The 21869-nt window shown below is 63.3% G+C and carries 19 protein-coding genes; 12 read left to right on the top strand and 7 right to left on the bottom strand.

Features of this window, described 5'->3' with window-relative positions:
• Window positions 1–38: 38 nt before the first annotated feature.
• Window positions 39–1160, bottom strand: coding sequence for an FAD-dependent oxidoreductase (locus tag ABLV76_RS03115; protein WP_319830502.1), 1122 nt, complete (start codon window positions 1158–1160; stop codon window positions 39–41).
• A 185-nt stretch (window positions 1161–1345) separates the two neighbouring features.
• On the opposite strand from ABLV76_RS03115, the gene ABLV76_RS03110 reads away from it, so the two are divergent.
• The 8 genes from ABLV76_RS03110 (at window position 1346) to ABLV76_RS03075 (ending at window position 9520) form a co-directional block, all read left to right on the top strand.
• Entirely contained in the window at window positions 1346–2245 is a 900-nt protein-coding gene (locus ABLV76_RS03110; RefSeq protein ID WP_043521365.1) for a LysR family transcriptional regulator, read from the top strand.
• A gap of 120 nt (window positions 2246–2365) precedes the next feature.
• Window positions 2366–3523, top strand: a complete 1158-nt coding sequence (locus ABLV76_RS03105) for a prolyl oligopeptidase family serine peptidase (protein WP_053810045.1) — start codon at window positions 2366–2368, stop codon at window positions 3521–3523.
• 22 nt (window positions 3524–3545) lie between these two features.
• A complete protein-coding gene (locus ABLV76_RS03100) occupies window positions 3546–4466 on the top strand; it encodes a VOC family protein (protein ID WP_043521370.1) in 921 nt (306 codons plus the stop codon).
• Window positions 4466–4825: a Rieske 2Fe-2S domain-containing protein gene (locus ABLV76_RS03095; RefSeq protein ID WP_048295391.1), complete on the top strand. Its 360-nt coding sequence runs from the start codon at window positions 4466–4468 to the stop codon at window positions 4823–4825. Before ABLV76_RS03100 ends, ABLV76_RS03095 begins: the two co-directional genes overlap by 1 nt.
• Window positions 4803–5786 (top strand): fumarylacetoacetate hydrolase family protein, encoded by a 984-nt coding sequence (locus ABLV76_RS03090; RefSeq protein ID WP_048295389.1) that lies wholly within the window; start codon window positions 4803–4805, stop codon window positions 5784–5786. The genes ABLV76_RS03095 and ABLV76_RS03090 overlap by 23 nt, the downstream gene beginning before the upstream one ends.
• 3 nt (window positions 5787–5789) lie before the next feature.
• The gene (locus ABLV76_RS03085) at window positions 5790–6581 is read left to right on the top strand and encodes a cyclase family protein (RefSeq protein WP_043521374.1); all 792 of its coding nucleotides are present in this window, start codon (window positions 5790–5792) and stop codon (window positions 6579–6581) included.
• 228 nt (window positions 6582–6809) lie between these two features.
• Entirely contained in the window at window positions 6810–8012 is a 1203-nt protein-coding gene (locus ABLV76_RS03080) for an MFS transporter (RefSeq protein WP_348878179.1), read from the top strand.
• 197 nt (window positions 8013–8209) lie between these two features.
• Window positions 8210–9520, top strand: coding sequence for a carbohydrate porin (locus tag ABLV76_RS03075; protein ID WP_043521376.1), 1311 nt, complete (start codon window positions 8210–8212; stop codon window positions 9518–9520).
• 135 nt (window positions 9521–9655) lie between these two features.
• On the opposite strand, the gene ABLV76_RS03070 is transcribed toward ABLV76_RS03075, so the two are convergent.
• Genes ABLV76_RS03070 through ABLV76_RS03060 form a run of 3 tightly spaced genes read right to left on the bottom strand, consistent with a single transcriptional unit; the run spans window position 9656 to window position 13813 of the window.
• Complete coding sequence (locus ABLV76_RS03070) at window positions 9656–12100, bottom strand: glycoside hydrolase family 3 protein (RefSeq protein WP_065878669.1); 2445 nt, start codon at window positions 12098–12100, stop codon at window positions 9656–9658.
• The gene (locus ABLV76_RS03065) at window positions 12075–12698 is read right to left on the bottom strand and encodes an NADPH-dependent FMN reductase (RefSeq protein WP_053810049.1); all 624 of its coding nucleotides are present in this window, start codon (window positions 12696–12698) and stop codon (window positions 12075–12077) included. The genes ABLV76_RS03070 and ABLV76_RS03065 overlap by 26 nt, the downstream gene beginning before the upstream one ends.
• Before the next feature lie 20 nt (window positions 12699–12718).
• A complete protein-coding gene (locus ABLV76_RS03060) occupies window positions 12719–13813 on the bottom strand; it encodes an LLM class flavin-dependent oxidoreductase (RefSeq protein ID WP_053810050.1) in 1095 nt (364 codons plus the stop codon).
• A gap of 202 nt (window positions 13814–14015) precedes the next feature.
• Here ABLV76_RS03060 and ABLV76_RS03055 point away from each other — a divergent pair, with 202 nt between their 5' ends.
• Complete coding sequence (locus tag ABLV76_RS03055) at window positions 14016–14660, top strand: TetR/AcrR family transcriptional regulator (RefSeq protein WP_012967405.1); 645 nt, start codon at window positions 14016–14018, stop codon at window positions 14658–14660.
• 11 nt (window positions 14661–14671) lie between these two features.
• Here ABLV76_RS03055 and ABLV76_RS03050 read toward each other — a convergent pair whose 3' ends face one another.
• The 3 genes from ABLV76_RS03050 to ABLV76_RS03040 form a co-directional block, all read right to left on the bottom strand.
• The gene (locus ABLV76_RS03050) at window positions 14672–15919 is read right to left on the bottom strand and encodes an MFS transporter (RefSeq protein ID WP_136023405.1); all 1248 of its coding nucleotides are present in this window, start codon (window positions 15917–15919) and stop codon (window positions 14672–14674) included.
• Window positions 15920–16188: 269 nt separating this feature from the next.
• Window positions 16189–17688: a GMC oxidoreductase gene (locus ABLV76_RS03045; protein WP_131076679.1), complete on the bottom strand. Its 1500-nt coding sequence runs from the start codon at window positions 17686–17688 to the stop codon at window positions 16189–16191.
• Between the two features lie 127 nt (window positions 17689–17815).
• Window positions 17816–19273: an MFS transporter gene (locus tag ABLV76_RS03040; protein WP_135730334.1), complete on the bottom strand. Its 1458-nt coding sequence runs from the start codon at window positions 19271–19273 to the stop codon at window positions 17816–17818.
• Between the two features lie 220 nt (window positions 19274–19493).
• Here ABLV76_RS03040 and ABLV76_RS03035 point away from each other — a divergent pair, with 220 nt between their 5' ends.
• Genes ABLV76_RS03035 through ABLV76_RS03025 form a run of 3 tightly spaced genes read left to right on the top strand, consistent with a single transcriptional unit; the run spans window position 19494 to window position 21705 of the window.
• Window positions 19494–20267: a TIM barrel protein gene (locus ABLV76_RS03035; RefSeq protein ID WP_049013850.1), complete on the top strand. Its 774-nt coding sequence runs from the start codon at window positions 19494–19496 to the stop codon at window positions 20265–20267.
• Between the two features lie 20 nt (window positions 20268–20287).
• Window positions 20288–21301 (top strand): TIM barrel protein, encoded by a 1014-nt coding sequence (locus ABLV76_RS03030; RefSeq protein WP_348878178.1) that lies wholly within the window; start codon window positions 20288–20290, stop codon window positions 21299–21301.
• A gap of 11 nt (window positions 21302–21312) precedes the next feature.
• The gene (locus tag ABLV76_RS03025; protein WP_043521384.1) at window positions 21313–21705 is read left to right on the top strand and encodes a DUF6379 domain-containing protein; all 393 of its coding nucleotides are present in this window, start codon (window positions 21313–21315) and stop codon (window positions 21703–21705) included.
• Window positions 21706–21869 lie beyond the last annotated feature (164 nt).

The following is a 21869-nucleotide window of genomic DNA, read 5'->3' as shown; positions in this document are numbered from 1 at the left end:
ATCCGCCAGCGTGGCCGGCGGAGGGCGCCGGGCAGGGCTTATATCGGCTTCGCCGTCAGGGTCATCATATCGCCCATCGCCCGCTGGCGGTCAAAATGGCGATCGCGGTGGATCTCGCTCTCGCCCACCTGCAGCGAGGCGGCCCAGATCTGCTGACAGCGCGGCCGGCGGCGGGCGTCAAAATGCGCCAGCGCGGCTGCGACGCTGTCGGTCTGCTGCAGCGCTTCGCGCAGCACGATGGCATCCTCAATCGCCATGCCCGCCCCCTGACCGAGATGCGGAGTGGTAGCGTGAACCGCGTCGCCCACCAGCACGATGCGTCCCTGATACCAGGGATCGTCGACGAACAGCTCTTCCAGCGGCTTATAGACGACCTCGTCGTTGTTAACGATATGCTCGCGCAGGCTGCCCGGCAACCCCGCACCGGGCGGCAGACGGCGGCGCATCTCCGCCGCCAGCTGATCGCGGGCGTAGCGGGGGTTATCCGCTTCGTGGGAGGTGATAAACAGATACATCAGATCGTCCCCCAGCGGCACCAGCCCGCAGTTGCAGGTCTCGCCCATAAAGCACATCAGATGGTCCACCTCCGGCGGTCGCGGAAAGTTGTAGCGCCATACGCCCTGACCGGTAAAGCGGGGGCGATAGCGCTCGCCGTACAGCATGCCGCGCACCCGGGAGTAGATCCCATCGGCGCCCACCAGCAGATCGTAGCGCCCCTGACCGCCACGGCTGAAGCTCACCTCAACCGCATCGTCAACCTGACGGAAGGCGTCAATGCTCTCGCCGGTGGTCAGTCGGACCCCCAGCTCCCGGGCGGTGGAACAGAGTACGTTGTGCAGGGCCAGGCGGGAGATGCCGACGTTGGCCGGGAACTGTTCACCGGCCAGCCGCTGGCCGGGAAAGCTGGCTAGCTGCTGGCCGCTCAGGGTGTGCACCGAGACGCTGTCAAACGGCCAGGCGGCGTCCAGATAGCGTTCCAGCACCCCAAGCCGCTGCATTTCGCGCACGACATTGTTCTGCTGAATGATACCGACGCCGTAGACCCGCCACTGCGGTTGGATCTCTACGACATCGACGGCGACGCCGGCCTGGCGGAGGGCGATGGCGGTACACAGACCGCCGATACCGCCGCCAACGATTAATGCGTTATTGATGTTCATCGTAGCTGTTTTCTCGAGGGGACAGAGAACAGGACGTTAACCAACCGAGCGGCGCGCTGACTAATCGCGATAAAGAATGATCGCTATCGCAAAAAACGATATCGCCGTGGAAATTGAAAACAAAAAGTTGCAGAAAAGTTAAATTAAGCCACAGGATAAGCACGCCATTTCTCGCCGGGGGACCCATGCGTTACCAACATCTTGATCTGAACTTACTGGTGGCACTGGATGTGTTACTTGACGAACAGAACATCACCCGCGCCGCGGGCCGGTTGCATATGACCCAGTCTGCCACCAGCGGGGTGCTCAACCGGTTACGCACCTACTTTGAGGATGATTTGCTCACCCAGGTGGGCAGAAAGATGCGGCCCACGCCGCTGGCGGAAGAGCTGCGGGAGCCGGTCCGCGACGTGCTGATGAAAATTCAGACCTCTATTGCCCGACGGCCGGTGGATGAGCCGGCAACCAGCAAGCGCCATTTCCGCATTATGGCCTCGGATTACGTGATCAACGTGATGCTGAAGGATGCGCTGCAAACGGTGCACCTGCAGGCGCCGAATATGACCTTTGAGTTTTTCTCGCCGGACGCCCAGTCCACCGGCATGCTCAACCGCGGCGAGCTGGATATCATCGTGGCGCCGGAGCGTTTTATGGCCGCCGACCATCCCGCCGAAGCGCTGTTTGACGAAGAGTTTGTCTGCCTGGCCTGGGCGGACAATCCCCACACCGGCGAGGCGCTGACCCTCGATGCCTGGCAACAGCTGGGGCACGTGTCGGTGGTCTTTGGCCGCGAGCGGCAGCCGGGGCTGGAGGGCAATCTGTTTGCCGAGTCGGGGCTCAGCCGCCGTATCGAGGTGGTGACCCACAGCTACCACTGCGTTCCGCAGCTGCTGATCGGCACCTCGCGGATCGCCACGCTGCACCGGCGGCTGGCGGAGCAGTACGCGGCGATGCTGCCGCTGCGTCTTTTCCCGGTCCCGGTGACGCTGCCGGTGATGCGCGAATTTATCGGCTGGCACCGCTCGCTGGATAACGATCCTATCTTCGGCTGGCTGAAAGCGAAAATCGTCGCCAGCGCACGCTAACCCACTGGTATTGTTCCCGTCGATACCTGACATCCTGAGACATGATTGGTCGCCCGCAGGTGCTTTATGTGACAGTGCCTGCGCTACAGCGATTGCGACTGAATGTTGAAGGATGACCCTATGTTTCGCTATTTCCCTAAAAACTATGTCTGGAACCTGTCGGTGGATCTCTCCATCGAGATGGGCGCCCGCATCGGTGAGATCGAAGAGATGTGCGCGCCGCTATTGGCCGCGTCCGAGCATCCCGACGCCGAAGGCACCCGCGCGTTCCGGGAAACCTGGTCCCGCATGGCCGATAAATTATGCGCGCTGGCGGGCGAAGATGAAGCGCGGGGACGGCGGTTGTCGGCAGGCGAGAAGTATCTTCGGGCGGCCAACTATTACCTGACCTGCGAGCGTCTGCAGGCGCATGGCGCGCCGGACCGCGATGCGCTGTACCGCCGCTTTCTCGATGTCTTTGCCGCCGGGCTGCACCATACCCATGCTAACTGTCAGCGGGTGACTATCCCCTACGAGGGCAAAACCCTGTCGGCGCTTTATGTCCGCGCCGAAGGGATGACCGGCCGCGCGCCGCTGCTGGTGCAGGTCAACGGTCTCGACTCCACCAAAGAGATGAAATATCTGGTTGGGCTGCCGCAGTGGCTGGCGCGGCGCGGCGTCTCCTCGCTGGTGGTCGACCAGCCGGGAACCGGCGAAGCGCTACGTCTTCACGACATGCAGGCCCGCTATGACAGCGAGCACTGGGCCAGCCGCATCGTTGACTGGCTGGAACAGCACCCGGAGGTGGATGCCGGGCGCATCGGCATGGAAGGGGTCTCGCTGGGCGGCTATTACTGCCCGCGGGCGGTGGCGTTTGAGCCGCGCTTCGCCTGCGGCGTGGTATGGGGCGCCAATCACGACTGGCGAGAGGTGCAGCAGCGCCGCCGCGAACGCGAAGGGGATTTTCCGGTACCGCACTACTGGCAGCACGTGCGCTGGGTGTGGGGCGGCGAGGATATCGACGCTTTTATGCGCATCGCGGAGAACGTCCATCTCGACGGCATTCTTGACCGCATACGGGTGCCTTTTCTCGTCACCCATGGTGAAAAGGACTCGCAGATCCCGGTGAAATGGGCGCAGCGCACCTACGACCAACTGGTGAACAGCCCGCGCCGCGAGCTGAAAATTTTCACTGACCGCGAGGGCGGTGTGCAGCACTCCAGCTTCGACAACTCAATTAACGCCGGGCACTACATCGCTGACTGGGTGGCGGAAGCCCTCGGCGGCCGGGTGGCCTGAACACGCATAAGGAACAACCGCGATGAATATTCTTGGTCCGGATTATCTGGTATTTGGCGTCGATGACCTGGCGGGCTGTCGACAGTTTCTTATCGACTACGGTTTACGCGAGCAGGAGAACGGTTTCTTTAGCGCGCTGGATGGCACCGGGGTGTTGCTGCGGGGACGTGACGATCCGTCGCTGCCCGCGGCGCTGCCCAGCGGCAGCCAGCTGCGGGAAACCGTCTATGGCGTGGCGGATAGCGCCACGCTTGAGGCTATTGCCGAGACGCTGCGCCGCGATCGCGAGGTGAAACTTGGCGCCGACGGCGTGCTGCGCTGCGTCGATGATGCCGGCTTTGCCCTCGGGTTTCGCGTCAGCCAGCGCCAGCCGCTGCAGCGGGAAGGTGAGAAAATCAACGCTCCGGGGGATCGCGCCGGGCGGCCGGTCAATCAGACCGGGGCCAGCGCCGACATGGCGGCGGAGCCGCGTTCGCTCTCCCATGTGGTCTATTTTGTGCCGGACGCCGCGCGCGCGGAAGCTTTTTATCAACGGCTGGGCTTTGTCTGTACCGATCGCTTCACCCACGTCGGCCCCTTCCTGCGACCCGCCGGCACCCAGGATCACCATACCCTGTTTCTGATCCAGGCCCCGCCGTTTATGACCGGCATTGAACACTTTACCTTCCACCTCGGCGGGCCCACCGAGTTGATGATGGCCGGCAGCCGCTTTCAGCAGAAGGGGTATCAGACCTTCTGGGGACCGGGGCGCCATCAGCTGGGATCGAACTGGTTCTGGTACTTCAACAGCCCGCTCGGGTGTCATATCGAATACGACGCCGATATGGATCAGCACGATGACCACTGGCAGCCGCGCGAAGCGCTGCCGGGGGCCGATAACTCGCAATATTTCCTGCTGGGGTATCGCGAGAAGTGGGCTCCCGGTCCGGATAACGCCCGCTGATGGTTCGCCTGTGCCGTGCCGACAGCCTGGCTGAGGGCCAGGCGCGGGGATTTGACCCCACGGGCAGCGGGCAGGCGACGGTGATTGCCTGCCGCTATCAGGGAACGCTCTATCTGTGGCGCAACCGCTGTCCGCATCTCGATACCCCGATGAACTGGCGGCAGGACGCTTTTCTCAACGCCCGGGGCGACCGGCTGGTCTGCTTCGCCCACGGGGCGATTTTTATGCCGGACAGCGGCCTCTGCGTGCAGGGCGCCTGCGCTGGCCAACGTCTGAGTCCGCTGGCTGGCGACGTGGACGTCGACGGCTGGCTATGTCTGCTGGAGGAGGCAGGTCATGAAACTGGCAACACGAGATAACGGTGAACGCGACGGCTGCCTGGTGGTGGTCTCAGGCGATTTGACGCTGATGGCCGATGCGGCGGACATCGCTCCGACGCTTCAGCAGGCGCTGGAGCAGGCCGCGCGGGTGTGGCCTGCGCTGCAGGCGCGCTATCAGGCGCTCAATGCGCGCCGCTATCCGGCGGCGCAGCCCTATGATCCCCGGCGCCTGATGGCGCCGCTGCCCCGGGCGTGGCAGTGGCTGGACGGTTCGGCCTTCCTGAGCCATGGCGAGCGCATGCAGCGGGCCTTTCACCTGCCGCCGATTGCCGGCGCCGACCAGACGCCGCTGATGTATCAGGGCAGCGGGGACGACTTTCTTGCCCCCCACGCCGGGATAGTCTGCCGCCGGGTCGAGGATGGCCTCGACTTTGAGGGCGAGTTCGCGGTAGTCGTCGACGAGGTGCCGCAGGGCTGCTCGCCGCAACAGGCGCTGAGCTGTATCCGCCTGATCGTCTTGCTTAACGATATCAGTCTGCGGGCGCTGGCGCCGCGCGAGATGCAGACCGGGTTTGGTTTTATTCACGCCAAACCCGCCTCGGCCTTTGCACCGGTGGCCCTTACCCCGGATGAACTGGGACAGGCCTGGCAGCACGGGCGGGCGGCGCTGACGCTGCAGGTGACCCGCAATGGCAAGCCGTTTGGCTGCCAGTCGGGTAGCGAGATGCATTTCCATTTTGGCGAACTGATTGCCCATGCGGCGCAGACCCGCCGTCTGCGCGCCGGGACGGTGGTGGGTTCCGGCACGGTGTCCGGGCCGGATGCCAGCCGCGGCGCCAGCTGTATCGCCGAGGTGCGGGCCATAGAGATGCTGGCCTTCGGCGAGCCGCGCACGCCGTTTTTATCCCCGGGGGAGCGGGTGACGATGGAAGCCCACGCCCCCGATGGCCGGCCGCTGTTTGGCGTACTGGATCAACACGTTGTGATGTTAACGGAGTAAACCATGATCAATCTTTTACAGGGGCGTCGGCTGGTCGACCTCTCCGTCACCCTGGACAACAATCCCTGGACCGATCCGCCGCCGCTGCTGCCGAGCATTGAGTATCAGGATCATCAGCAGGGATGGCCGGAAATGGCGGCGATGTTCCCGGGGCTGGAAAAAGCGCAGATGCCGGGAGAGGAGGCCTGGGCCTCGGAGCGCCTGACCGTGACGCCGCACAATGGCACCCATATGGATGCCCCCTGGCACTACAGCTCGACCACCAACGGCGGCGAACCGGCGTTTGGCATCGATGAGCTGCCGCTGGAGTGGTGCCTGCGCCCCGGCGTCCGGTTGGATTTTCGCCATGTCGCCGACGGGGCGATCCTGCAGCCGGAGGATCTGCAGCGCGAGCTGGCGCGAATAGACTATTGCCTGTCGCCGCTGGATATTGTGTTGATCAATACCGCGGCCGGCGCCCGCTACGGCCAGCCGGATTACCTGCAGCGCGGCTGCGGCATTGGCCGGGCGGCGACGCTGTGGCTGCTGGAGCAGGGGGTACGGGTGGTTGGCACCGACGCCTGGAGCTGGGATGCACCCTTCCACTTTACCCGCGAACGCTTTCAGGCCAGCGGCGACGCCGGGCTGATCTGGGAGGGGCATAAAGCCGGCAGGGAGATCGCCTATGGGCAAATGGAGAAGCTGAGTAACCTGGAGCAGCTTCCCGACCACGGCTTCTGGGTGAGCTGTTTTCCCTACAAGATCCGCCGCGGCTCGGCCGGGTTTATTCGCGCGGTGGCGATTGTCGACGCCTGAAGGCGTCGATGATTATGTTAATTTAATGTGAATGCATTGTATTAATTGTGATAGCAATCGCAGTCCATGCCACCTGCATCCGGTAGGGTAGAACGGTATATGTGCTGAGTTCGTTGATGCGTTTCCAGCCATTAAGCCGGGGCGTAAAACGCCTTTTTTTACCGATAAAAAATAGAACTGTAATTCATATTCTAAATAAAGAGCAGTGATGGAGAGCGGAAGATGGTGATGCACAAAGTTTCAGCAACCCCGCGCGAGGCGGGGGCCGTACAGGCGATGTTACTGATGTTGGCGGCACTGTTGCCGATCATGGGGACCTTGACCATGCTGCCGGTGATGCCGCTCCTGTTCAGTCATTTTGCCGCGCAGCCGCACGCCCAGCTGCTGGTGCCGATGATCATCACCATACCGGCGGCGAGCATGGCGCTGCTGGCTCCGCTGGCGGGGATGGTAGGCGATCGCCTGAGCCGTCGCCGCCTGCTGATTGCTGCCACCGCTCTGTACGCAGGGTTTGGCCTGCTGCCGGTGATGCTCGACGATCTGTATGCCATTTTGCTGGCGCGGCTGGTGATGGGTATTGCCGACGCCTTTATTCTTACCACCGCCAATGCGCTGATTGGCGACTACTTTACCGGTGAGGCGCGCAGCAAATGGCTGGCGGTGCAGAGCGGCATAGGGTCGATACTGTCGACGCTGATCGTGCTGGGGGCTGGCCTGCTGGGAACCCTGGGCTGGTATGGTCCGATCTACCTGTATGCTCTGGCGATCCCGGTCTTTATCGGCCTGTGTCTGTTCACCGCAGAGCCGGCGACGCGCCGTCGCGTGGACAGTGTCGCTGGCGAAGAGGCTGTCGCTTTTCCACGGCGCAAAATGGCGGCGATCGGCCTGATTACCCTCGCCAGCGCGATCCTCTATTTTCTCGAACCGCTGCAGATAAGCCAGGTGTTCAGTCAGCTCGGGCTGACCTCCAGCAGCCAGATTGGCATCGCTACCGCCGTTGCCGGCATTGGCGTGCCGCTGGGCGCCTGGCTGTATGGCCGCAACGCCAGGCAGCGCGTCGACAGGCAGTTTTTCCTTTTTTACGCCATTTTTGGCCTCGGGCTGCTGTTTATCGCCGTGGCCCACAATCCGCTGGCCGGCGTGGCGGCAGCGTTCGTCGCGCAGGTCGGTAACGGAATGCTGATCCCTCTGATGCTGGCCTGGATGATGAAAGCCTTGCCGGCGCCGCACCGGGCGACGGGGATCGGCATTTGGCACACCTTCTTTTTCCTCGGCATGTTCATCAGCCCGGTTCTGATGACCTTGCTGAATGGCATGACCGGCAGCATGCAGGACAGCCTGCTGCTGTTTGCGCTGCTGACGCTGGCTATCGCCGGCGCGACGGGTATCGCCAGCGCCCGGATAGGGGGCCGCCGCGCGCTGGCTCGTTAATTTCACCTGACGACATCATTACCACACGCCCGCCGGTCTTCCGGCGGGAAGGGGAGGCCATTATTTAGAAAAAGTGTACACCTTATTTAGCGTTAACTTTCAGCCTAATTAATCCCTGTTAATAAACATATTGTGACCAATTTATTTTTCACGATATGGCGCATCTTACCTGCAAAAAATAAAAATGAGGGTTTATTATGAGTCTCTGCTGTACCGACGTAAGTAAGAAAATAGTTTTTCCACTTTCGGCGCTGACGCTGGCGATATTCTCCAGCACCGCGCTGGCCGATACCTGGACCTGTGAGCAACTGGATAAACTGAATACCCGCTCAGCGCAGGTCGTCAGCCCTCCGTCGACCTGCGAATCGCTCATCGGCGATATTGGTGGCTTTCGCAGCGCGCTGGCCGACCGTGGCTGGGGTGTCCAGTTAAGCTGGAACCCGATGGTGATGTACGATCTGAAAGGCCAGTCCGCCGACCCGCAACAATATGCCGGGCAGAATTTTACCTGGTCACAAAATATGTCGCTGAACGTCACCTATGATTTAAGTCGAATTGGTTTTAGCAAAGACGCGCAATTTACTTTTTCTCCCCAGTGGGCGACCTCGAATTATCATGACAGCTATCCGGAACTGCATAATATTGCGGTGCTGGCGGTGAACCAGCCCTTATTAAACGGCCAGCTGGAGCTGCAGTATGGTTTTTATCCGTTAATTCGTCAGTTTTACGGCATGGTGCTGGGGGGCAACTCCTCCTCAGCCGCGCTGGGGCCGACCAGCGTGATACCGGTGCAGGTGGGGATCAGCCTCAATGCGCCGACGCCGACCTTCACCGCCATCGTCCGCGACAGCGATAAGAAATTCTATAACAACTTTGCCGTCAGCCGCAGTATGTCGCCTGCCGGACACCTCGACGACGTGGAGCAGAACCCCTCGGGGCTGAAATGGCACGTCGATGGCGCCAACCCGATCCTGGTGAATGAGTTTGGCTTTAAGCAGGCGGCGGGCGAGTCGCAGCGATCGCTGTGGTTCCGCGCCGGGGCTATCTATAACACCTCGCACTACCAGTATTTTGACCAGCCCGGCGACAGCAGTAGTAACTATGCGTTCTACGTCGCCAACACCATGCAGCTGACCCAGCCGAAAAAAGGGCTTCCGCTGGGGCTGTATCTCGATGTGAAAGCGGACTACGCGCCGGACGATCGCAATGCTTACACCAGCGACTTCCAGGTGACCTTCTTTGACATCGGCCTGTTTCCCGGCCGCGAGCAGGATATGACCTCGCTGGGCTACACCCGCTCCTTTATCAGTAAGAAGTTCCGCGATTATGTCGGCGAGGCGGGAATGGAGGCGCCACAGAGCATCAACGCCATCTCCCTGTCGCACGCCCTGCGCGTGACGAAAGGGATTTACTGGATCAACGGTATCACCTGGCAGGATAACCCGACGCTGGTGCCGAAGCATGAGTCGGCGGTCCTCTGGCAGTCCTCGATGTACTGGAACTTCTGACACCGATCGCCTCAGGCTTTTAACCCCGCCCGCCGGTACGCTGCCGCCGGGCGGTTTTTTTTCGCGAATCGGCTGGCGCAGGAATAAAAAAAGAGGGCCGGCACGTTGCCGACCCTCTTTGCCATCGATCCGGGCTTAGCCCCGGTGGCTGATTTTCCCGTCGGGAGTCAGCACGAAATCGAAGGTTGCCCGGATATCGTCGCTGGCGAAACCCACCGCCAGCTGCCAGGGGCCGCTGGCCAGGCGCCATTCCTGGGCGGGCACCTGCCAGCGCTGCAGCGCGTGACGCGGCAGGGCAAGGGTCAGAGAGGCTTCCTCGTGCGCCGGGACGCTGACCGCCGCAAACTCCGCCAGCGCCGACCAGGCCGTCTCCGGCCCCCGCAGGTAGAGCTGGACCACTGCTTTTCCGGCGCGGGCGGCGCGGTTTTCCAGCCGGCAGCGCAGCTGCAGAGCGTCCACCTCGTCGCCTGTCAGCGCGGCGGCGCTCAGGGTGATATCGGCATACCCCAGACCGTGACCAAAGGCCCAGGCGGCGGGGCGTTCGCGGGCGTTAAACCAGCGATAGCCCACCTGCTGGCGCTCGTGGTACCAGAGGTCCCCTGCGGCGTCCGGCGTCAGGCTGCGCACCGGATAGTCGTCCAGACGCTGGGCGAAGGTCACCGGCAGGCGACCGCCAGGCTCACGATCCCCGGCCAGCACTGAGGCCAGCGCCGGGCCAAACTCCTGGCCCGGATACCAGACGACCATGACCGCCGCCGCGTCGGCGAGACACCCGGTATCCACCGGATGGGCGACGTTCAGCACCACCACCGTCCGCGGATTCGCCGCGCAGACGGCGCGGATCAGGGCGACCTGATGCGCCGGCAGCGCGGTAGCGTCCCGGTCGATGCTCTCCAGACCGGCATCGGCCGTTTCGCCTATCACCAGCACCACGCTGTCGGCCGCCCGGGCATGGTCGACCGCCTGCTGCAGCAGGTCGATGGTTTGAGGGGGCTGGCAGCCGAACCAGATGCCGTGGGCGATACTGCTGCCCAGCGCCATCTCGGCCCGGAAGGTCAGGTTTTCCCCCGCCTGCAGCGGAAATTCAAGACGGGTATGCGGGGCTTGCATCAGCTTGCCCATGATATCCCCCTCCAGCGCCTCGCCGTTGAAGGTCGCCACGCGCTCGCCGTTCAGCTGGAGGGCGATCTCCCCGGTGCCGCCGATCCAGAAGCCGTAGCGGCCGCTCACCGGCGCGGTGAACTGGCAGCTTACCGTCACGGTGGCGCGTTCGGTCAGGCGCAGCATGTCGCCGACGCCCGGCATATCGCGGAACCAGATCAGCGAGGAGGCGTCGCGCACCTCCTGATGAACCACGCCCCCGTCAGCGGTGGCGTAGGCAACGTCCAGGCCGCGCTCGCCGGCGGCGGTGCGCAGCGGCAAATGATGCAGAGGTGGGATGCGGTAATCGCTCTCCACCCCCTGGGCATAGCTTATTTCGACCCCAGCGGCGGAAAAGCGCTGGCGAATGGCCTCCAGAGGAGAGATCAGTCCCGGCATCAGCGCCACTCTGGCAAAGGTCCCGCCCTGGAAGCAGGGCGTCGTGGCGTTGGGGCCAATCACCGCCAGCCGCTGTCCCGCCTGCGCGGCGAGGGGCAGCAGCCGCTGGCGATTGTGCAGCAGGACAAAGCCCGCCGCCGCCGCCTCTTCGAGGGTGTGACGCCGCTGCGCCTGGGCGGCGGCAGAGCCATCCCAGGGCAGAGGATGGCTGACCCGTTCGGCCAGCCGCGCCAGCCGGGCGGCGGCATCGTCAAGACGCCGGGCGTCGCTGTCGGTATCCATCAGCGCGGGCAGCAGGCGCTCGCCCATATGGCGGGCCGGGCCCGGCATCTCCAGATCCAGCCCGGCGCGGAAGCTGGCCGGGCCGTTCTGGGTGCCGAACCAGTCGGACATCACCAGCCCGTCCCAGCCGAGATCGCGCTTCAGCCACTGGCTGATGGCCTGATGCTGCTCGGCGCAATAGATCCCGTTCACCCGGTTATAGGCGGTCAGCATGCCCCAGACGCCGCGGCTGGCCGCCACTTCGAACGGCCAGAAATAGACTTCGCGCAGGGTGGCTTCATCGACGACCACGTTCATGGTCCGCCGATCGGTTTCTGAATCGTTACAGACCATATGTTTGACGATGCAGCCCACCCCCTGGCGCTGGACGCCGTCGATCCACGCTGCGCCCAGCTCGGCGATATGCCGCGGGTCTTCGCCGAAAAGCTCAAACGCGCGGCCGGCAAGGGGGCTGCGCAACAGGTTCAGGTTAGGCGCCAGCAGCGCCTGCGTTCCGGTGCGCAGCGCCTCCTCGCCGATGACGCCGCCAACCCGGCTGACCAGCTGGCGGTCCCAGCTGGCGCCAAGCGCCAGTCCGCAGGGGCTGAGCAGGGCAATATCTCGCTCGTCCACCCGGCCGCCGGTGATCCCCATCGGGCCATCGGACAGGGTGACTGAACCCAGCGTGGAGCGGGGGATAGGGTGGGTGGACCACATCCCCATCCCGGCGGTGAGTCGCGCTTTTTCGGCAACGCTAAGCGACAGACTGAGCGCAGGCATCGGCTTGTCTCCGTAAGGGGGCGGCGGGGGCGAAGGCCAGCGCCTGTTCGGCTACGGTGGCCAGCGCGCGCTGGACCGCGTCGTCAGTGCAGCGGCCCTCACTGTCGAACAGCGACACGCCGGCGGTGTTGAGAGTGACCCCCAGCGGGGTCGGCCAGCCGCGCAGGGCATGAACGATCCCGCGCATGGCGCCGAGGGTGGTGTTGCAACCCTGCCAGCCGGCGGCGGTGACGATGCAGCCCACCGCCCGGCCATCAAGATAGACCCGGCTGTCGCCGCGCAAATCTTCCAGCAGGTCGATGGCGTTCTTCACCAGACCAGACACCCCGCCGTGGTAGCCCGGCGAGGCCAGCAGAATGCCGTCGGCCTGGCGCACGGCGTCGACAAACGCCGTTTCCTGCGGCGTGCGGGTGGTGACTTCCGGGTTAAACGGCGGCAGGGCCGCCAGTTCAGCGCCGCCGAACAGCTGGGTCTGCGCGCCGAGCGTGCGGGCGTGGGCCAGCGCGGCGGCGAGGGCGCGCTCGGTGCTGGAGCCCGGGCGGGTGGTGCCGCCGATGCCGATCAGCAGCGGCGGGCGTGAGAAAGCAGGTTTATTCATAGCAGGATCTCCCGGTCGGATTAGCGAAAGCGCGGCAGGATCTGGTCCGCAAACAACGAGATCGACTGCTGGCTCAGGCGCAGGCGTTCCTCGGTCAGCGGGCCGTTGGTGAAGCCGAGCAGCACGTTGCCGATGCCCAGCCGCTGATGGCGTTCCAGCTCCTCGGCGACGGTCTCTGGGCTGCCGTACAGGCACCAGGTTTTGATCCACTCTTCGCTGAAACAGTCCGGATGGCGGTGCAGCGTAACGCCGCTGAACTCTTCCGCCCGCTTGTTGTACTCATATTCCCGGTCGATGGCCTGCTGGTACCAGCCCATGATCTGCAGCATCTCTTCGCGGGCCTGCTCGTCGGTGGGGGCAATATGGACGCACTGCCAGGTGTGGGTGGTCCACGAGAGGCAGTGGTTCACCACCTCGTCGCTATGGCCGGAGTTAAGCAGGGCATCGCGGTAGCGGGTGAAATAGTGGGTCAGCTGGCCAAACGGATCGTTGCTGGCCGGGATCGGCGGAGTAAACGCGGGAATAAAGGCCGGCCAGCCGTTATCGGCGGCGCGCTGCATGCTGGTTTCACGCAGCGCCACCGGCATAATGCGGTTGAAGGGTTTTTGCCAGGGGGCAGGAACGATGCGCTGGACTACCGCGCCCTTATAGTGGCCGGTTTCGAAAATGATCGGATCGTCTTCAATATTTTTCTCCCACAGCCGCTGGACCAGATCGAGGTTCTCCTGCAGCAGGCTGGAGGCGTCCTTGTAGTTCACGCCAAAGCCGATCATCTCTTCCGGCGTGGTGCCGCTGCCGATGCCCACCAGCAGGCGGCCTTCGGTGAGTTGATCCAGCAGGTTAACGCGCTCGGCGAAGCGCACCGGGTGGTGCAGCGGGACGGTGGTCACCGACATGCCGAAGTGGATCTTTTTCAGCTGGCCGGCCAGGTAAGCGGCGAAGACAAACGGATCGCTGGACATCGGCGCATAGCCGGTGAAGTGATGGTCTGGCATAAAGACCGCATCGAAGCCGCGATCTTCGGCCTGGCGCGCATGATCGATCAGCGACTGCATGACAAAACGATCCTGCTCGGGGGCGGTGGAACGGCCGACGAGGAAAACAGAGAAACGCATAGCAACTCCTGGGTTGTGTGGTGGTTGTTATTATTAAATAGAACTAGAATTATGATTCTAGTTGTTTATCAAAGAATGAAAATGACCGCCATCACACTTTTGCCACATCGCCGACGGGGGAGTCGGGTGGGCAATTTGCAGCGTGGTCGCTAACTGCAATACACTGCGGGGGTTTTCTATGGATAAAGAGGTGAGAACTGCGATGACCGATCTTCCCGCGATGCGCCAGCCGAAACAGGACCGGAGCCGGGTGGCGCTGGAGCGGCTGATGGCCGCCAGCCGTGAAATCCTGCATGAAGGCACCTTTGAGCTGCTGACCATTGCTGAAATCAGTAAACGCTCGGGCGTTTCTGTCGGCTCGATCTATGCCCGCTTCGGCGGCAAAGAAGATCTGTTTATCGCCGTCATGATGGAGGTGATGCAGGAGCTGGACGCCGAATGGCAGCAGCTGATCCAGCAGCTGCACGCGCGCAATCTGCCGCTGCGCCAGCGGCTTCCGGCGCTGATGGATGTCCAGGCGGAGTATCTGCGTCGCCATGCCGGGATCCTGCGGCCGTTTATGGCGCGGGCGGATGATGAGCGCGTGGCGGGAATTGGTAAAGCCGCTTACCAGAAAAATGAGCAGACCTTCATCGACCAGCTGCTCGACGCCGCGGCGGAGATCCGCCACCCGGAGCCAGAGCAGGCCGCCCGCTTCTGCTTTACGGTTTCGTATGCCGCGCTGGCGCGCTTCCTCGGCCTGGGATCGGCGGCGGAAGCCGCCGGTGAGGGCGACTGGGAACAGCTCAAACGCCATCTGGGCATGATGTGTCTGAGCTATCTGGTTACCCCCGTCGAGGCCGGCTAAGCCGCGGGATTTTACTTCGCTAACTGCCAGGCGCTGGCCTGCTTGTGCTGATGCAGGCGCTGGCTATGGCGGGAGAAAGTATAAAGAAATATCGCGGCGGCCAGCACCAGCGCCGCGATGCCGAGCGTCAGGAAGGCGCTCAGCACATCGTTCCCGGCCCGCAGGCGGATCGCGCCGACGATAATCGGGCTAACGAACATGCCCGCGAAGAAGGCCCCGGACCAGGCGCCCATCGCCCGGCCGCAGTAGGCGGGCGGAATCAACGATCCTACCCAGTAAATCATCGCATTAATCGCCATGCCGGCACCCAGCTGCTGGATGGCGGAGCCGATCCCCATGGCGATCAGCGTCCGCGATTCGCCCACCACCAGCATTCCGATCCCCATCAGGCAGAGCATGATGGCGAGCACGCGCTCCGGCGTATAGCGGCGGGAGACCAGACCGAACAGCAGCGAACCGACCGGCACGGCGAGGCTGACCAGCGACATAATCAGGCCGATACGCTGCGGGCTGGCGTTTTGCAAGGTATGAAAGGCGTTGGCGCCATTGATGGTGTACACGTAATAAATGATGGCGCAGACAAAGGTCAGCACGCTGAGGGCGATCACTCGCGGCCACGGAAACGGATTATGCTGCGCCGCTTGGGCGGCGTGCTGCGGACGGGCCGCCTGAGCCGGTTCGAACATCCAGAAGTACATCGCCAGGAACAGCAGGATGGCGACGAAGTAGATCATAAAGGCGCCGTTCCAGCGCAGGGCGGTCAGATAGCCGGAGCTGGCCAGCACCAGCACCGCCAGCGCCGGGCCAATCACTCCCTGCACCGTCAGCCAGAAGCGGCGCTGTTTGTCGTCAAAGTAATCGATCAGCATGGTGTTAGCGATGGTCAACACCACCGCCTCCGCCAGCCCGACGCCGAGGCGGCTGCAAAAGATGCCGGTCAGGGAGGTGATGTACAGCGGCATAGTGCCGCAGATGCCATACAACAGCGTGGCGCTGAGCAGCAGTTTACGGCGGCCAAATTTATCCGCCAGCCAGCCGGTGCACGGCCCGGCGATGGCGATCACCAGTCCGGGCGCGGTCAGCATCAGCGGCACCAGGGTTTCGACATAAGGCACCCCGGCAAAGTGCTGGATCAGCGTCGGGACCGCCGGCGCCAGGGAAACGATCGCCAGGATGGGCAGAAAGGCGGTCAGGGCGATGATGATGCCCTGGATCGCGCCGGCTTGTGGCGCGTGGGGCGGATTCAGGCTATGGCTCACGACGTTCTCCTTTTATCGCGCGGGTCGCCTGTCGTTGGCGGCGGCGCGGTTTTTTAGTATGCAGGTCAGGGATACAGGTGGCGGCGGGAATAGCCGCGGATTTAAGAGTAGGAGCAGGAACGGCGCGGGGAAAAATTGTGATTACGTATGTGATCCATCACAAACAAAAATACCATGAGGTTTATGTGGATTTTGCGGCAATAAAAAGGCGACCGATGTCGCCTTTCGCGAGAAGCCGGGGCCGCTTTTGCCCCGGTAAGCCAGAGGCGCTACAGCAGGCGCGCCACGATATCGTCAGCGGCGAGGATCGCCAGCGCGACGCTGGTCAGCGTCGGGTTGCAGGCGGTTGAGGTGGGGATCACGCCGTTGCCGCCGACGTACAGATTGTGAAAACCCCACACCCGCGAGCGGCGGTCGGCCACGCTGGTGCCGTCGTTCGCTTCTCCCAGGCGACAAGTTCCCTGGTAATGCAGCGAGGTGCCCGCCGGCAGGATAATGGCCTCACCGCCAGGCGCGACGCGGCCCAGCGCGGCGCCGACGCGTTCGGTCACCGCCACCGCCTGCTGTAAACGCCGGCGATCGCCGTCGGTTAACTGATAGTTAAGCTGCATTTTCGGCAGCCCTACGGCGTCGGTGTCATCACTGAAGACGATTCGATCCTCCTCGCGCAGCTCCTTGGCGAGAAACAGCCCCAGGCCCACCACCGGCTTCGTCGGAGTCCCCGGCGGCTGGGTAAAGGCGATCGGCGAAGTATCCATCTGCATCAGCTGACCGTGGAACGGGAAATCAGGCTCATGGAACGGCAGCCAGGTGACGCCGGAGACATTGTCCCGTCCGTCGCGCAGCGGGGAGGTCGGCGCGGCGGCGGCCGGCGGGGCGTCCACTTCAATCAGGGCGATCACCTGCGGCTGGTCGTTGAGCCAGCGCCCCAGCGCCCGCGGGCGGATGCCCGAGGCGTACAGCAGCTGCGGGGTACGCAGCGCATCGGCGGCGACCACTACCGCTTTGGCCGTCACTACGTACTGCTTGCCAGTACGCAGATCGCGCAGCTCCGCCCCGCAGGCGACGCCGTCCTCACTGAGGATCCGGGTGCACAGGGTGGCGGTACGGATCTCCACCCCGCGCTGGCGGCGGGTCTCTTCCTCCGCCAGCTCGCCAAGCACCGCGTCGACGCCGGACCAGAGCGGCTTGCCCTCCGGCGTCGCGGCGCAGGCCAGCGGCATAGGCTGCGCCAGCCGCGCCGGCGGACGGTCGCTGGCGAAGTGCTGATTAAGGGCATCGACGATTTGCCGGCCGATGGCGGTGGCCGGAAATCCTTCGCGGGTCACCTGCAGATAATGCTCAGCCGACTCCCAGGCGTCGGCCATCTCCCGCGGATCGAGGAAGGGAATGACTTCGCTGCCGCCCGGTCGCGGACAGGCGCAGGTCCAGTGGACGCCCATGCCGCCGAGGTTAGTGGAGAGCGCGGCGGCCGGCATGCCGCTGTGGGGCGCCGCCGGGTCGAGAAGGTGGGTGCCGGGCCGTGCCTGCAGGGCGTCTGCCGGCAGGTTCTCCGGCAGGGCGGCCAGCGGAAACGCCCGGGCGCGGTCGTAGGCCGTTTCCCGCTGCGCTGGCGCCAGGTTGCGGATATTAACCCCGGTCGCGGACGTCAGCGCTTCGCCGGCTTCCACCACCAGGATCCGCACGGCGCGGCGATCGGCAATCCGTCGCGCGAAAGTGGCGCCCACCGGGCCGCTGCCAATAATCAGTACATCGATGTTTTCATCCATATCAGTCCATGCCTTTGTTGTTCTCCGGGCGCATGCCCGTTGCAGGTGTACAGAAAATAGGTACTACAGCTTTGTGCGTCCTGATAAATGGTTCCTCATGATAGCAGCCATTGCCGGACGCGATAGGTCATGGCTTACCCGCCGGGGGAAGCACCGAGACGGGCAGCAGGCGGCTGAGGGCGGCAATCGCCAGCAGGATCAGGGCGCCAAGGGTCAGCAGAGTGATAAACGCCCCGCGCCAGGCGTCCGGCGCGGAGGCGCTTTGCGCCAGATAGAAGCCGCCGAGGGTCGCCATGCCGAGGGCGGCGCCAAACTGCTGGCCGGTGCGAAATAATCCCGACGCCGCGCCGGCGTGGGCCACCGGGATCGCCGCCATGGCAAAGGCCGGCAGCGGGGCGGAGATAAGCCCCATCCCACAGCCACACAGGCCGAACCCTAGACCCAGCGCGGTCAGCGCCAGCGTCCCCGGCGCCGTGGCGATCCCGTAGCCCATCAGCAGCAGGCCGCTCATCTGCACGGCCACCCCGACCAGCGTCACGTTACGCCCAAGACGAGGCGATAGCCGGCGGCCGGCGACGGCGATGGAAAACATCGCCCCAAGGGCGAAGGGGATGTGCAGCAGGGCGGTATGGAACGGGCTGAAGCCCAGTCCGCTCTGCAGCACCAGCGCGGTGGCCAGCAGCAGCGAGGCGGTGGTCAGCTGATAGAGCAGGGTGATGACGATCCCGGCGCGAAAGAAGCGGTCGCGCAGCACCGCGGGGGGCAACAGCAGCGTGCCGCCCCGCCGTTCACGGCCCAGCAGATGACGCCAGAGGAGTGACACCGTGATGAGCGACAGCAGCGGCGGCAGCGCCATCCATAGCGGCCAGCGCAGGGCGGGGCCTTCGATCAAGGTGAGCAGCAGCGCGCCGCCGCCCACCACCGCCAGCAGGGTTCCCAGCGGATCGATACCTTTGGCCTCCGGGCTGCGCACCGCCGGCAGCGCCCGCCAGGCGAGAGCGACGGCGATAACGATCACCGGCACGTTGATCAAAAAGATCGGCCGCCAGCTGAGGCCGAACAGATTGCTTTCGATGATGATCCCGCCGAGCACCGGGCCGAGGATCCCGGCGGCGCCGCCGAGCAGGCCGAAAATACTCATCACCCGGAAACGTTCGTGCGGGCGATACAGAACCTGCATCAGGGAGAGGATTTGCGGGCCCATCATCGCCCCGCTGGCCCCCTGCGCAATACGCATCGCCACCAGCATCTCCGGGCTGGCGGCCAGCCCGCAGCCGGCCGACGCAGCGCCAAACGCCAGCAGTCCGCTGATAAACAGCCGCCGGTAGCCATACAGATCGCCGAGCCGACCGCCGGTGAGCAGCAGAATGGAGAAAAAGAACAGGTAGCCGGTGACCACCCATTCAATTTGCCGCGGGCTGGCGAGCAGATCCCGCTGTACCACCGGGATGGCGACATTAATGATCGAGACGTCGATGATCTCCAGCACCAGCGCTATCGAAACCACCAGCGTGGCCAGCGTGCGCTGCCGCTCGCTGGTATAGGGAGGCGCCTGAACCGCGGCCGCCGAAGCGTTATTGAGCATGATGTACCTTCAGATTTGGTTAAAAGCTTGTTAAATAATGTTGACAATTTATAGCAACCAGAGATTAGAATTAGAGCACTCATTCTGGTTATGCCGCGTCAGATCCTGCTGTTGACCGCGACGCCAGAAGGGAAGGCGTCACACTGCCGCTCCGAAACAGAATAAGAATTCTTATTCTAATTTTGTTTGTTTTGATCTGGCAAGTAGAGAAGGGGGTCGGATGTATTTGTCCGCATGTATTGAATGGCTGTTTCGTGAAGAGTATCCCGATTTCAGCGATCGGGTCCGGGCGGCGAAAGCGCAGGGATTCAGCCACGTTGAGTTTCATCTCTGGCGTGATAAACCGCTGACGGCGCTGGCGCAGGCGCTGGAGGAGACCGGCGTGAGGCTGTCGAGCTTCGTGGTGGAGCCCCGGCGCAGCCTGGTGGATCCGGCGGAGCATGAGCAGTTTCTGGCGGCGGTGAGCGACAGTCTGGCGGCCTCGCGCCAGCTGGGGTCGCCGCCGCTGGTGGTGGCCTCCGGCTTCAGCCGCGAAGGGGTGGCGATCGCCGAACAGCAGGCGCAGGCGATCCACATCCTGCGCCAGGCGGCGACGCTGGCGGAAGCCGCCGGGGTCACTCTGCTGCTGGAGCCGCTCAACACCCGCATCGATCATCCGGGGATGTTCTTAAACGACACCCGGCTGGCGCTGGACATTATCGAGGCGGTCGACAGCCCGCGGCTGCAGCTGCTGTTTGACGTCTATCACTCGCTGGTGATGGAAGAGGAGATGGAGGAGGTGCTCGGCGGCAGAATGCACCGGGTGGGACACGTGCAGATAGCGCAGGCGCCGGAACGTAACGAACCGGATCCGCGCAGCGGCGAGTGGCCAGAAGTGATCGCCCGGCTGCAACGCCTGGGCTACAACGGGGCCATTGGCCTGGAGTATAAACCGTCGCTGCCCGCAGCGGCCTCGGTGGCCCGCGCCCGCGAAGCGACCGGCTTATCCTGTTAACCAACTTACCTGGTACTTTTATGACTCAGAAAATAAAACGCGGCGTCAGTCTGTACAGTTTTCAGAATGAGACCTATCTCGGCAAGATGTCCCTCGATCAGGCGATCGGTCACTGCGCGGCGTTCGGCGCCCGCGGCATTGAAGTCGTCGGCGAACAGACCTTCGCCGGCTGGCCGGAGTGCGGCATGCCGGAGGCGGCGATCGCCGACTGGCACCGTCTGATGCAGCGCCATGACACGGTGCCGGTGTGCCATGACTTTATGCTCGACTATAAGCGTTATAAAGACCGGCCGATGCCGTTTGACGAGCAGGTGCGCAGCGTGCAAAACGACATCGATTTTGCCGCCCGGCTGGGCATGCGCTTTATCCGCTCTCTGGTTTCCGTGGCGCCGGAGGTGCTGGTGGCGGCGGCGCCGTATGCGGAAGACAAAGGGATCACCATTCTGCTCGAAGTGCACGCCCCGCTGCATTTCGATCATCCGTGGATTATTCGTCATGCCGAAGCCTATGAAAAAGCCAATACCCGGGCGCTGGGCTTCCTGCCGGATATGGGAATGTTTTTAGCCCGCTTCCCGCGGGTGTGGAAAGAGCGCTTTATTCGTAACGGTTGCCCACAGGCGGCAGCGGATTTTATCGAGAAAGCCTATGAGGAGCGGACGCTCAGCGAATACGTGATCCTGGATGTGATGCAAAAATGGGGACCGGGCCCGCAGCTGGCGATGGCGGAAACGCTGCGCCACAACGCGGCGTTCGAGCCGAAGCGGATGCTCGATTTTATGCCGCGGATCCACAACATTCATGCCAAATTCTATGAGATGACCGATGAGATAAGCGAGTGGTCGATTCCCTACGATGAGATCTTCCGCGTGCTGCAGAAGGGCGGCTATGAGGGGTATGTGTGCTCCGAGTATGAAGGCAACCGCTGGGTGGAAGACGCGCAGGAGGTGGACAGCCTGGAGCAGGTCCGCCGCCAGCAGCTGATGTTCTGTTGCCTGTTAGATGAAACCCCACCCCCGGCGCTGCTGGGCCAGTAAGGAGCATTATCATGTTTGATCAGCATATTATCTGCCGCGAAGGTTTCAGTAACGTCACCCGCGACGGAGAAGTTATCGGCGTGCGCTTTTTGGCCCGTCTGCCTTACTACCGCGGTCTGGGTCTGTCGATGGTGGAAGATATCGCCGTGACCCTCAACGGCGAAGCCATCCCGCGGCAGGCGATCCGCCTGGCGCTGCGCGGCCGGGAGTGGACGCTCGACGAGCTGGAGAGCGTCTACGACGACCGGTGGAACTTCGGTGAAAAGGCGATCATCACGGTGCTCAAACCCGGTGGCCTGCCGGCCGGCTGGCATCGCCTGAAGGTGGCCGAGAGGCTGCGGATCTCCTATCTGCCGTTTGTGCCGGTGACCACCTTTGAAACCGAGCTGGAATTAACGGCATAACACCCTGCAGGATCCGCTGCCGTTATGGCAGCGGATTTCTTTAACGCAGGGGGCAGCCACTGGGAAACGGTGAGGAGATTGCCGTTCAGTAAAACCGGTACGGAAGAGCGCGGTTTCTCAGCCCGTCTTTGCGGACGAAATCAGAAAATTTACTTCGCAGGCTA

It is taken from the genome of Klebsiella sp. GB_Kp047, from assembly GCF_040065235.1.
GTDB classification, from domain to species: domain Bacteria; phylum Pseudomonadota; class Gammaproteobacteria; order Enterobacterales; family Enterobacteriaceae; genus Klebsiella; species Klebsiella quasipneumoniae.
The sequence above is the reverse complement of the archived record's forward strand: the minus strand, read 5'-3'. Positions and strand labels throughout refer to the sequence as shown.